Raw genomic sequence first — 13,808 nt, 5'->3', positions numbered from 1 at the left:
ATGGCTTTTATCTTCTATAATTATTTTAATCATTCTTCACCGGAGTTCCGCAATTGGTACAGAACGCAGCGTCATCTTCCAGTGGCGTTCCGCAGGCGGCGCACACCTTTCCTGACGGATTCGGTGTAGCCGATGCCGGCTCACGATTGATAGCTGTTCCGCAATTCACACAGAACTTCGCATTCGGGTCCAGTTTCTTACCACAGTTCGGACATACCTCAACAATTGAAAGCTGCTCGATCTGCTGCTTATTCGCCTCCATTGTCTGATAAAGCTGATCAATCTGTTCAATCAGATCCGGACATTTCTCTGCACACTCGTCTTTGTAATTTGCATAGTATCTTAATCCAATCTGATAGATAAGCTTCTCGACTTCTTTTTCCATAGATTTATTCGCATTATTCAGACGATATATTTCTGTCGTATCTTTCGCCTTCTTGCTCAGATCCTGACTTTTCTCTGTCAGGCTGTTCTTTACATCATCAAAAAATCCCATGTTCCTGCCTCCATTTATTATCTTAGAACAGCTGACGGTAAATCTTCACCATCTGTTCCACATTAAACTTTACATAGCTCTGGTTCAGCAGTCTCTGCTGGTTCTGCTCTACACCTTCTGCGAAGCTCTGGATCTGATCCTCTGTCATGCCATACTCATGAAGCTTCTTTCTGGCAATGATCTTATCTAACAGCTTCTCAATCTCTACATAGACCTGATCCACTTCGCAGTGAAGAAGTCCCGCAAGATGTTCGTTCAGCTCTTTTAATTCTCCATCTGGATTCACTCTCTGATATTCTGCAAATACAGCTGTCAGGAACAGATAGTTGGCTTCTCCGTGTGCCACATGATACTCCCCACTCAACGGATAGGACATAGCATGCACCGCGCCTGTTCCCGCATTGCCAAATGCCACACCGGCAAGATCGCTTGCCACCAGAAACTGATCCAGAATCTCCATGCGGTATTCCGGTCCATACTCCACGATCTTCTGGAATCCGTCCAGGATCATTTCCATTGCCTGGTTACTGAACATCCGTGTATACAGCGTTGCCTTTGGTGACACATAAGATTCGATGGCATGGATAAATGCGTCAATCGCACTGGTAGCAAAAAATGAATACGGAAGCTTGGTCAAAAGTTCCGGCACAAGCACTGCCTCATCTGCAAAAATACTGTCGTCCGCTAATCCCATTTTACTGTGAATACTGGTCAATTCTGCGATCGATACGTTGGACACTTCTGATCCCGCGCCACAAGTGGTAGGTACTGCGATCAAGGTATGCGCTTTCTTCAGAGGTACCTGTCTGCGATACACCTGCTCAGCAGTATGTTCACCTTCCAGCACCAGAATCTTAGCCATATCGATAACTCCACCGCCACCGATCGCTATGATACGGTCACATCCGGATGCTTTATAATCTGCAATCAGCGCATCGATCATCACATCCGTCGGTTCTCCTTTTCCATACTCGCTCTTGTATTCCACATGGGCATCCAGACCTAACGGCGTAAAATACGCATCATAGGTACTCTTGCTCGCCAGGATAAAATCTCCCTTGCCGATCTGGTAAGCCTCTGCAAATTCTTTTGCCGTCTCACATTTGTTAATCACCGTCTTCTGCTGAAATAACTTCATTGCACATACCCTCCGTGTCTTTCCTTCAAGTCTATCGTTTTATTCAATAACCTGCAGTTCTTTGGTGTAAGAGTTCAGCACTTCTACGCCGTCTTCTGTTACCAACACCAGATCCTCAATTCGAACTCCTGTATCTCCCGGCAGATAAATACCAGGCTCAATAGAGAAGATCATGCCAGGCTCTGCTTTTGTCTCATTTGTCAACGATACATCACCAAACTCATGCTCAGACAGTCCGATAAAATGTCCCAGACGATGATTGAATCCCTCACCGTATCCTGCTTCTGTGATAATATCTCTGGCTGTTTTATCCAGTTCACAAAGCGGTACGCCAGGTTTGATCTTTGCGATAGCAGAACGATTTGCATTCAGTACCAGATCATAGATCTCTTTATTCTTCGCTGTTACTTCTTTATAGCAGAAGGTACGTGTCATATCAGAGCAGTATCCGTCCTTGATACATCCCACATCAAACAGGATCACATCTCCTGCTTTCAGTACAGTATCATCTGGCATGTGATGCGGATCGGCTGCATTGGCTCCAAAAGACACGATCGGATCAAAGGAGAATCCCTCTGCTCCCAGTTCTTTGTAGATCTCAAGAGTCTGATCAGCGATCTCTTTCTCTGTAATGCCTTCTTTTACAAGCTCACGGAATCTCGCCATAGCCTGATCGTTGATCTTAGATGCTGCACGCATCTTTTCTTTTTCTTCTTCATCTTTAATACCACGTGTCACATCTACTGCAAGAGAAGCATTTTCAAATCCTGTTGCGGCATGATTATCCATCAATGGCAATAAAAATCTTGCTTTAATATCTTTATCAACGCCAAGTCTACAGTTTGGATCAATATATTTCATCACATAATCCATCGCCGGATCTGTATCGCTATACCATACCTTCTCCAGTTCTACGCCATCCGGAATGGTAAATAAATTATTCAAAAATAATACATGACCTCCATTCTTCCGCAATAATAATCCGTAGAATCTTTCATGTGGTTCAATATAAACACCGGTCATATAATAAATAGACATCGGATCTACTACCAGCATCTGGCTTAATCCACGTTCTTCCAATGCCTTCATAATGCGTTCTGTTCTTGTATTCATTTGCTTATCCTCCTGTGAAATGAAATCTCATAACCTCAATAATCGAGCAGGCTGACGCCTATTCGACGTGCACAAAAATCCGCCGATAGTCATCACCATCGACGGATTCATTATATCACATTATTTTGCAAGCTTCAGCATAATCTCATTACTTCTCTGTACAAAAGCTGTCATCTCTTCCGGTGATAACGGCTTATGCGCCAGCATAGCCAGGTCATATAACTGCTTACAGAAGATACCTGTATTCTCTTCATCCTTATGTGCCTGTACATACTGTACCAACGGATGATTCGCATTCAGTACCAGTGTGCCGGTCGTTCCAAACATAGACGGATCCATACCTGCCATACCATACATCTTCATCATATCCTGCATACGGCGACTTTCTTCTGACAGTGTGATCATAGCTGCCACAGACTCATCTTTGATCTTCTCTACCTTCACTTCCAGATTCTCATTGCCAAGCTCTTTACGGAACAGTGCAACCAGTTCATCGGTTGTCTTCTGGAATGCCTCCTTCTCTTCCTCAGATACTTCTTCCTTCGAAGATGCATTGACATCCGCATCAATTCTCTGGAACTTCAGTTCCGGATTGCGCTGCTCTAACTGTGTAATGAACGGAGAGTCAATGTTGTGTGACAGGATCACAGCATCCTGTCCCTGCGCACGGAACATATTGATGTACTGGCTCTGCTGCTGTTCATCTGTCACATAGTAGATGGTAGTCTGCTCTTTATTCTCAGCGTTGTCACCTTCCGGCTTCTCTGCTTTCTTATCTTCCAGCTTGCCACCATTATTCTCTACACACTCTTTCAGTGTCAGATACTTATGATCAATATTCTTGAACAAGATGTAATCTGTCATCTTATCACAGAACTTCTCGTCCTTCAGGCATCCAAACTTGATAAACGGACTGATATCATCCCAATACTTCTCATAAGACTCTTTGTCTGTCTTGCACATTCCGCTCAGCTTATCTGCAACCTTCTTGGAAATATAATCCGCGATCTTATTAACAAATCCATCATTCTGCAGAGCACTTCTGGATACGTTCAGTGGCAGATCCGGGCAGTCAATCACTCCCTTTAATACCATCAGAAATTCCGGAATTACTTCTTTGATATTATCTGCGATAAAGACCTGATTGTTATACAGCTTAATGGTTCCCTCTACAGAATCATATTCGGTATTAATCTTCGGGAAGTACAGGATACCTTTCAAGTTGAACGGATAATCCATGTTCAGATGAATCCAGAACAATGGCTCCTTATAATCCATAAATACCTTGCGGTAGAAATCAATGTAGTCTTCTTTGCTGCATTCATTCGGATGTTTCGTCCACAACGGTGTCGTATCGTTAAGCGGTACCGGACGTTTGTTGATCTTAACTTTATCCTTGGCAGGAGATACTTCTACCATCTCCTTCTCGCCATTTTCATTCTCTTTTTCTTCCATCTTGGCTTCTTCATGGATACGCTCTACGACTACGTCATCCTCTTTCAGATCCGCCTCATCGATAGTCTCATATTCCTGCTCCGCATTCGCCTTCTCCAGATAGATCGGAACAGGCATAAATGAGCAATATTTCTCCAGTACTTCTCTTGCACGGTATTCATTCGCGAACTGTAAACTATCCTCATTCAGGAACAGTGTGATCTCGGTACCAACACCTTCCTTATCGCCTTCTGACATCTCATATTCTGTGCCTCCGTCACTTACCCAGTGTACCGGCTTTGCCCCTTCTTTATAAGAAAGTGTATCAATATGAACCTCATCGGCAACCATGAATGCAGAATAGAATCCAAGACCGAAATGACCGATCATATCATCTTCTGATGTCTTATCTTTATACTTCTCCAGGAATTCTGTTGCACCGGAAAATGCGATCTGGGTAATATATTCTTCAACTTCATCTTCTGTCATGCCAAGACCATCATCGATAAACTTCAAAGTCTTATCTTCCGGGCTTACAACAACACGAATCTGTGGTTTGTAATCATCCGGAAGCTGATATTCACCCATCATATCCAACTTCTTAAGCTTAGTGATCGCGTCACATCCATTCGACACCATCTCACGGAAGAAAATGTCATGATCGGAATATACCCACTTTTTAATAATCGGAAAAATATTCTCACTGCTGATTGATAATGAACCTTTTTTTGCCATGTCTATCACTCCTGTTTTTATTCTATATAATATCAGAGCCTACCAGCTCTTTTTTCCGTACTTTATGTACAAAAATTATGATAATACTGTAAAATTTAAAAGTCAATAGAAAATTAGCACTCTTCAAAAAAGAGTGCTAATAATTTCCTTAAATTTATAAACTGTTTATTAAATCTGTCTTCCAGGTCCACCGGAGCATCTTCAAGAAGCTTTACTCTACGCTCTTCAAAGACTCCACCATATTGATCTTCTTCAGTTTAAAATACATGATCCCGTTGATCAACAATGAAAATCCCACGGTAAACAACAGACTATAAATAAAACTCGGCAGATAGATACTACGTCCAAACATAGCTGCATCTACTTCCACCGTCTGAATCGTAAACAAATGCAGAACCTTGCCAAGCACAACACCCACTGCTGCGCCGATAAACGTCAACAAAATATTCTCACGGAATACATATTGTGCCACTTCTCCGTCGTAGAATCCCAATACCTTCAATGTAGCTAATTCCCGCTGCCGCTCTGTGATATTGATCGTATTAAGATTATAAAGTACAACAAATGCCAGCATTCCTGCTGAAATGATCAATACAATAATAACAAGATTAAGGCTGGACAGCATTTCATCCAACTGTTCCTGAATATCATGAACATAGCTGATGCTTAAAACTTCATCCCGTTTCATGATCTTCTCGCCAACGTCTTCTACCTGTGTCTGGCTGTAAGAATCATCCGTTTCAAACAGAACACTGTTATACTCCGGCATTGTACCAAATACCTTATTATAATAAGTTGGCGTCATATAGATATAATGTCCCATATAATTCTCACATATATGAGAAATGGTGAGTTCTTTATCGCCGTTTTTCTCATCCTGAATCGTGATACGATCTCCCGCTTTAGCGTTTAGAAGCTTAGCAGTCTTTTCACTGATAATCACACCATCATCTGTAAGTTTGTATTTCTCATCTGATTTTCGGTCGTGAAAATCTACATACCGTCCTATATTTTTCACATCTCCAAACACCGTAATGTAAGCCTGACGCTCTTTCTTTCCATTCTTAAGTGTAATGCTCTTCATATAAGCATCCATATAAGATTCTACGTCTTTGTCCGTATCCAAAAATGTATTCAGGTGTTCTCGATCCTGCTCATTCAAATCTTCCTGCAGCACGATCTGACCGTCATAAAGCTGGATCTCAGAATACTGGATATCTGCAATCTCATATACAGAATCCCTAAGTCCATATCCCACGATCATCAGCGCCATACAGCCACCAATACCAAATATCGTCATAAAGAAGCGCTTTTTATACCGCATCAAATTGCGCACTGTAGATTTCCACGAGAAATTCAATCGTTTCCATATAAACGGAATCCGTTCCAGGAAAACCCTTTTTCCTACTTTAGGAGCCGGAGGACGCATCAGCTCAGACGGCTGTGCTCCCAGTTCCTTATAGCAGGCAAAGATTGTTGCCATCAAAGTGCACGCAATTGCTGCTGCCGATGCCATAATACCGTATGACGGCACATATGGCACCAGAATCTCCGGAATGTGATGATATAAAATACCATATGAATAAATGATTATATACGGCAAAATCTTCTCACCAACCAACACTCCGAGAATACTTCCGGTGATAGTTGCCAAAAACGCATAACCAATATACTTCATAGCAATTGTTGATCTGCGATATCCAAGTGCTTTCATCGTACCAATCTGTACTCGTTGTTCTTCTACCATACGAGTCATACCGGTAAGACTGATCAGAGCGGCTACCAAGAAGAACAATACCGGGAAGACTTTTCCTATAGCCTTCATCCGATCTGCATTCTCCCCATAACCATTGTACTCCGGCAATGTACTTCTGTCATAAATATACCATTCTGCCTCCGGGATATCATCGATCTTTTTCTCACCATCTGCAATCTTATCTTCCCCATCCGCAATATCCTGTGCTGCTTTTGTTCTGCCTTCTTCCAAATCTTGTTTTGCATCTGAGATCTTATTCTCATTTTCCGTAATCTCAGACATCCCTTTTTCCAGTTCCTGTTCCTTCTCAGACAGTTCCTGCCAGCCGGCATTAATCTGCTCCTGTCCACTTGTCAGCTGCGCCGGTACTGACGCCAGCGCTGCCTCAGATGCATCCAGTGCGGCCTTCGTATCTGAAAATTGCTGTTCCGCAGAAGCGAGCTGATCTTTTGCCATCTGTAGCTGAGCTGAAAATTCTGTTTTCTGCTGCTCCAATCCCTCCAGTTGCTGCACCAGTCCAGCGTATTGTGCTCCTATCTCTGTATCCGGATTTCCATAAATGGATTCATCATTACCACACATATCTTTGAGTGCATCTAATCCATTATTGCAGATATCAATCCCCGCCTGGATCTGTTCAAGAGCTGCTTCGCCTTCTGTAATCTTCTGTTCTGCCTCTGGCTTTCCTGCTTCAAATGCAGTCTTCCCTGCTTCATATTGAGCACGTCCATCCTGTAATTGCTGCACACCATCTGCATATTGTGCTTTTGCCTGATCCAGCTCCTGCTGTTTCTGTGTCAGCGTATTCTTTGCTTCCTCTATCTGAGCCCTGCCGCTTCTGATCTTTTCTTTCGCATCTGCCAGCTGACTTTCTGCATCCGCTATCTGTGTCTCCGCATCTGATAATTCCTGTTCTGCCTTCGCTTTTCCCTCTTTCAGATCTATCTTCGCCTGATCCAGCTCTCTGGTAGCATCATCGACCAGTTCCCGTCTTCTGATGATTCCCCGATCATTGGAGAGTTCCTTCACATCATCCATAGCATCATCTATCAGATCTTCGTATTCATCTGTATAAGCAATACACTCTTTCGCTCCCTTTACTAACAGATAGCATTCTGTGTACACGTCCTGTGTAAATGTCTCCCTCGGAACCACAAGAAATGCTGACAGACTTCCGTTGCCGATCGTCGTACTGCCTCTGCCGTAAGATATATAATATGGACTGTTCCCTGTACCAACCACAGTAAGTTCATCTGTTGCCAGTGTATCTGTAACCGGGTCTTCCGTACCGGACGTAAGCTTGATCTTATCTCCGACCTTATAGGTGCTCTCGTCATCTGCCAGACATTCGCCAGACTTCTCCGGAAGTCTTCCTTCTGTAACCGTAATCTGATTCATATCCTCAGACAACGACATCACATGCAATGCACGCTGTTTCTCACCATCATAATTCAGAAAATCCCCGCTGTATGCGCCTTCTGCTTTCTCGATACTGTCCAGTCCTTCGAATGCTTTCACATCATCTTTTGTCAATCCCAGTGTACTGATAACCTTGATATCCATCAGATTCGCCTGATCAAAATATGCATCTCCTGTCACACGCATATCCGGTTCCGAAGCACGGATTCCAGAGAAAAATGCAACACCAAGCGCCACAATAAACAGTATCGACACAAAACGTCCCGAGCTCTTTTTAATCTCTCTGAAAAATTCAATCGTCGTAGTCTTCATATCCAAGCTCCTACCATTCTATCGTCTCGACTGATACCGGATGCGGATTCACCGTCATCTTCGATACCTTACCATTCTTAATCTGGATCACCCGGTCTGCCATTGGTGCGATTGCCGAGTTGTGCGTGATCAGGATTACCGTCATCCCCTTTTCTCTACAGGTATCCTGGAGCAGTTTTAAAATCGCCTTACCTGTATTATAATCCAGGGCTCCTGTCGGCTCATCACAGAGCAGAAGCTTCGGATTCTTCGCCAACGCTCTCGCAATTGATACTCTCTGCTGCTCACCTCCGGAAAGCTGTGCCGGAAAATTCTTCAATCTGTCACCAAGTCCTACCTCCCGCAACACCTCTTCTGCCGGTAACGGATCCTTACAGATCTGGAGTGCCAGTTCCACGTTCTCCAGCGCAGTCAGATTCGGAATCAGGTTATAGAACTGGAATACAAATCCGATATCGTCTCTGCGATATGCTGTCAGCTGCTTCCCAGAATACTTTGCAATATCTACTCCATCCACCAGCACCTGACCGGATGTAGCCGTATCCATTCCGCCAAGGATATTCAGTACCGTTGTCTTTCCTGCTCCACTTGGACCAACTACAACTGCAAACTCTCCCTTTTCTATCTGAAAAGAAATACCATCAGCTGCAGCGATCTCAACTTCACCCATATGATATATCTTACGGACATCGTCCAATTTCACAAAATCTTTCATAAGTTCCTCCGTATCAGCAATTTGGAATTTAAAGATATATTTAGTATAACATTAGATGCGTCAGAAAAACATTCCCCGATTTCACAATTTAGAGTTATTTTAGGATTTATATACAAAAACAGAAATGCCTCGGAGCGGCAACTCCGAGGCATTTCACTCATACTACATATGCAAATGGCTAGACAGAGGGAAATAGCATAAAACCAGCCTCAAGATTACTCTCTGTCTATCTGTAATATAGCATATATTATCTCATATTTCAAGTTTTATTTTTATTATTTGTATAAAATACTTTTCTTTTTCTTTTCATATTGTTTAATTATTTAAACCATGTTATACTCTATCTACTGTCTCACCTATACAAGGCAGTAGATAGGAGGTGAGACTGTGAATCTATTCTATTCGTTTGTACTTTCCGTAATGGCAAGTGTAGTTGCATACTACATATGCAAATGGTTAGACGGAAAGAAATAAAAGACTAACCTTAGGATTAAGCCACCTAGCAAAAAACGGAATAGAAATGCCTCGGAGTGCCAGCTCCGAGGCATTTCATTTGCTCACGATTGTGAACCTATTCAATTCGTTTCAGCTTATCGCCTAATAAAATTATAGCATAAGCTTCATCCATTTTCAATCATTATTTTCAATTACCGTATCACGGTTCATCCATTTTATTCTTTACCATTAAAGCAGTATGTACATACTTTACATGGCTCGATACCGATAGATGCTAGCAGATCATCCAGTCTGTGGTATCTCAGTGTGGTGAAGTTCTGCTGCTTCCGGATATCTTCAATCATCTGCTCATATTTGCAGGTGCATGGATCTGCATATTCATCCAGTACTTCCTGCGGACAGTTATCTCCTTCTCTCTTCTGGATCATCTGACGGGCGATCAGCTCCATCTCTGATCTGGAACGTGAGAAGTTCAGATATTTACAACCGTACATGATCGGTGGGCAGGCCGGACGCACATGAACTTCCTTTGCGCCGCTGCGATACAGAAATTCGGTTGTCTCACGAAGCTGTGTACCGCGGACGATGGAATCATCGATGAGCAGAAGCTTCTTATCTTCAATCAATGCTTTCACCGGAATCAGCTTCATACGTGCGATCAGGTTACGCTGACTCTGATTGGTCGGCATGAATGATCTCGGCCAGGTCGGTGTATATTTGATGAATGGTCTTGCATACGGAACGCCGGATTCATTGGCATATCCGATGGCGTGTGCAATACCGGAATCCGGTACACCTGCTACGATATCCGGATGCACGGAATCACCGTCACGTTTTGCAAGCATGCTACCGCAACGATAACGCATCTCTTCTACATTCACACCCTCATAAGCAGATGTCGGATATCCGTAATATACCCATAGGAAGGAACAGATCTTCATTTCCTTACCAGGCTCTACCAATGTCTCCACACTCTCCGGAGTCACATAAACGATCTCGCCAGGTCCCAGTTCTTTATAATCCTGAAATCCGAGATTAATATATGCATGGCTCTCAAATGACAGACAGTATGCGCCTTCCTTATGTCCTACAACAATCGGAGTACGTCCCATCTTATCTCTTGCTGCATAGATTCCTTCCTCGGTCATCAACAGCATGCTCAATGATCCATCCACCAGATCCTGCACATATCGGATACCTTCCGCAAAGCTGTCCTTCTCACAGATCAGTGCTGCGATCAGTTCTGTCACATTGACCGTTCCATTCGTCATTTCCTGAAAGTGTGTCTTAGATCTGCTATACAGGTCTTCCAGTAATTCCTCATAATTATTAACTTTACCGACAAATGCAAGACTAAAACTTCCAATCTTAGAACTGAACAGCAGCGGCTGCGGTTCATAATCTGAGATACAGCCAATACCGATATTGCCTTTCATATTGCCGACATCTTTGTCAAACTTGGTTCGGAACGGTGTATTTTCAATATTATGGATTGCACGGTCGAAGCCATCTTCCCCATGAACTGCCATGCCCCCGCGTCTTGTTCCCAGATGAGAGTGATAATCCACTCCATAGAAAAGTTCCAGTACACAATCTTCCTTCGATGCTACTCCGAAAAAACCACTCATAACTTTCTCCTTATCTTACCTGTTATTCTGACATACTATATACAGTATAGCACCCGTCGATAAGATGTAGATATTATTTCTCCTAATCTTATTTATAAGCTGTGTTTTCTGAAATACAGATACGATGCCACTCCTGGAATCAGTGTCACAATCATAATAATTGCAAGGCTTACATAGACCGGATCTACCCATGACTGAAAGCCAGCCAGAAAGGTTAGTACACCACCTGCTATCCACCATTTGCCAGCCATCCGGTGCGTATAATCCCAGTTTTCTTCGTCTGCCAGTGTCCATGGCAGTTTAATACCGATCGTATAGTTCTGTCTGCATTTCGGCAGATAATTACCGACCACGATCAGTATCACAGCCATCAACGCATTTATCCAGACTGTACTGTTTACGCCCCTATAGTCAAGTGCATTACCATAAACAGTGGCACCCGCATAAATAGATACCAGCGGACAGATACAGAGTATCAGACGATAAACTTTCGGACTGATATTCTTTCCTTTGGGATCCACACTTGTCACCAATGCACAGAATATATGTACCGCCAGGCAAAACAGATAAATCCCTATTACCGCAACCAACTTACTGCTGTATCCATTCGGTGTACCGTCAGTACCAAAATGTGTCGCTACCCGATCCGGCAGCTGATTCCACAACAGCAACCCGACCAATATCGGGAGCACTGTAATAATACATGTTACAATAAAAAACTTTTTATTCGCTTTCAGCATGAGTTCCATCCCCTTTCAGCTCTGACAGCCAGAGCATCACTTCCTCAACTACGGAAGTATTCAATGTGTAATAAATGTAATTCTTTTCCCTGGTCTCAAAGACCAGTCCTGCTTTCTTAAGGATCTTCAAATGATAGGAAATTGTCGCACCTGTCATGTCAAAATGTGCTCCAATCTCTCCAGCCGACATCCGTCCTTCTCTCAATAAAGAAAGAATGTCCCGGCGTGCCGGGTCTGATAGTGCTTTAAATGTCTCTCCAAATCCCATACTCACCATCCTTTACCTGTCGTGAATCTATTTAGAAATATTTCTAATTACTTTATAACACACCTCATCGCAAAACGCAACAGGCATTTAGATATTTTTCTAAATACCTAAATGCCTGCCTGTTTTTCTATATAATACTGTTAATACTAATGTCTCATTCTGTCTTAAGCTAACATCTCACGAAGCTTCTTATTAACCGCTCCTGGATTGGCCTTGCCTTTCATTGCCTTCATCGTCTGTCCAACCAGAGCTCCCAGTGCTTTTTCTTTACCACCTTTATAATCAGCCACGGCCTGTGGATTGTCTGCGATAACCTTCTTCAGCACTTCTTCCAGTGCTCCGTCATCCTGTACGATCTTCAGACCCTTTTCTTCTACGTATTTCTCAGGATCTACGTTCTCATCGAAGATCTTCTCAAATACTTCCTTGGCTACGGAGCTGTTGATTGTACCAGCTTCGGTAAGTTCAATCAGTTTTGCAAGATGCTCCGGTGCAAAGCAGATGTCTTCCGGTTCCTGTCCGCGTTCCTTTAACAGTCTCAACGTCTCTACCATCAGCCAGTTAGCCACTTTCTTTGGCTTTCCACAGATGGCTGTGGTTGCTTCAAAAATGTCTGCCATCTTCTTGGAGTTTGTAATGATCTCTGCATCGTAACGCGGAATATCAAACGCTCTGTTGTAGCGCTCCAGCTTCTCGGTACGGAACTCTGGCTGTCTGGCTTTGATCTCTGCGATCCATTCGTCGCTGATTACGATCGGTACCAGATCTGGTTCAGGAAAGTATCGGTAGTCCTGTGCATCCTCTTTAGAACGCATAGCATGCGATGATTCTTTGTTGTCATCCCAGCGCCTTGTCTCCTGCACGACTGCACGTCCTGCTTCTATTAAATCAATCTGTCTCTGACGCTCTCCGTCAATGGCTCTTGCAATCGCTTTAAAAGAGTTCAGGTTCTTCATCTCTGTACGGGTACCGAATTCAGATGCCCCTACTTCACGAACAGACAAGTTCACGTCAGCACGCATGGAACCTTCCTGAAGCTTACAGTCTGATGCGCCCAGATACTGAATGATCAGACGAAGCTTTTCCAAATAAGCCATAACTTCATCGGCTGAACGCATATCCGGCTCGGATACGATTTCTACCAGTGGCACACCGCTTCGGTTGTAATCTACCAGAGAGGTGTCATCCCATTCGTCATGCACCAGTTTACCCGCATCCTCTTCCATATGCATCTCGTGGATACGAATCTTTTTCTTCTGCTCTCCGACTTCGATCTCTACATATCCGTTTCTTGCGATTGGAAGATACAGCTGCGAGATCTGATAGTTCTGTGGGTTATCCGGATAGAAGTAGTTCTTACGGTCAAATTTGCATACCTGTGTAATCTCACAGTTCGTTGCAAGACCGATGGCAGCAGCGTATTCTACTACCTGTTTATTCAATACCGGAAGAGACCCCGGCATACCGGTACATACCGGACAGGTGTGTGTATTTGGTGCACCCCCGAATGCTGTACTGCATCCGCAGAATATCTTCGTCTTAGTGGCAAGTTCTACATGGACTTCCAGTCCAATGACGGTTTCATACTGTTTTGCCAT

10 protein-coding genes are annotated in these 13,808 nt (G+C 43.4%); all 10 read right to left on the bottom strand.

Going from position 1 to position 13,808, the window contains the following annotated elements:
* Positions 1 to 25: 25 nt before the first annotated feature.
* Positions 26 to 496, bottom strand: coding sequence for a zinc ribbon domain-containing protein (locus tag DXA18_RS08810; protein WP_118383616.1), 471 nt, complete (start codon positions 494 to 496; stop codon positions 26 to 28).
* 22 nt (positions 497 to 518) lie between these two features.
* The gene (locus DXA18_RS08805) at positions 519 to 1,634 is read right to left on the bottom strand and encodes a 4-hydroxybutyrate dehydrogenase (protein WP_118383614.1); all 1,116 of its coding nucleotides are present in this window, start codon (positions 1,632 to 1,634) and stop codon (positions 519 to 521) included.
* Between the two features lie 39 nt (positions 1,635 to 1,673).
* Positions 1,674 to 2,747 carry a M24 family metallopeptidase gene (locus tag DXA18_RS08800; protein ID WP_118383612.1) on the bottom strand — a complete coding sequence of 358 codons (1,074 nt, stop codon included), beginning with the start codon at positions 2,745 to 2,747 and terminating at the stop codon, positions 1,674 to 1,676.
* Between the two features lie 120 nt (positions 2,748 to 2,867).
* Positions 2,868 to 4,916: a molecular chaperone HtpG gene (gene htpG, locus DXA18_RS08795; protein WP_118383611.1), complete on the bottom strand. Its 2,049-nt coding sequence runs from the start codon at positions 4,914 to 4,916 to the stop codon at positions 2,868 to 2,870.
* 211 nt (positions 4,917 to 5,127) lie between these two features.
* A complete protein-coding gene (locus tag DXA18_RS08790; RefSeq protein WP_199665562.1) occupies positions 5,128 to 8,403 on the bottom strand; it encodes an ABC transporter permease in 3,276 nt (1,091 codons plus the stop codon).
* A 10-nt stretch (positions 8,404 to 8,413) separates the two neighbouring features.
* Positions 8,414 to 9,118, bottom strand: a complete 705-nt coding sequence (locus DXA18_RS08785; protein WP_118383607.1) for an ABC transporter ATP-binding protein — start codon at positions 9,116 to 9,118, stop codon at positions 8,414 to 8,416.
* Between the two features lie 671 nt (positions 9,119 to 9,789).
* Complete coding sequence (locus tag DXA18_RS08780) at positions 9,790 to 11,202, bottom strand: amidophosphoribosyltransferase (RefSeq protein WP_118383605.1); 1,413 nt, start codon at positions 11,200 to 11,202, stop codon at positions 9,790 to 9,792.
* 92 nt (positions 11,203 to 11,294) lie between these two features.
* A complete protein-coding gene (locus DXA18_RS08775) occupies positions 11,295 to 11,942 on the bottom strand; it encodes an SdpI family protein (RefSeq protein ID WP_118383604.1) in 648 nt (215 codons plus the stop codon).
* A complete protein-coding gene (locus DXA18_RS08770; protein ID WP_147345589.1) occupies positions 11,926 to 12,210 on the bottom strand; it encodes an autorepressor SdpR family transcription factor in 285 nt (94 codons plus the stop codon). The genes DXA18_RS08775 and DXA18_RS08770 overlap by 17 nt, the downstream gene beginning before the upstream one ends.
* Positions 12,211 to 12,374: 164 nt before the next feature.
* The gene (gene gatB, locus DXA18_RS08765) at positions 12,375 to 13,808 is read right to left on the bottom strand and encodes an Asp-tRNA(Asn)/Glu-tRNA(Gln) amidotransferase subunit GatB (RefSeq protein WP_118383600.1); all 1,434 of its coding nucleotides are present in this window, start codon (positions 13,806 to 13,808) and stop codon (positions 12,375 to 12,377) included.

Source organism: Dorea sp. AM58-8 (genome assembly GCF_003464045.1).
Taxonomy (GTDB): domain Bacteria; phylum Bacillota; class Clostridia; order Lachnospirales; family Lachnospiraceae; genus Claveliimonas; species Claveliimonas ammoniilytica.
Note: the sequence above shows the minus strand (reverse complement) of the source record. Positions and strands in the feature narration are given on the sequence as shown.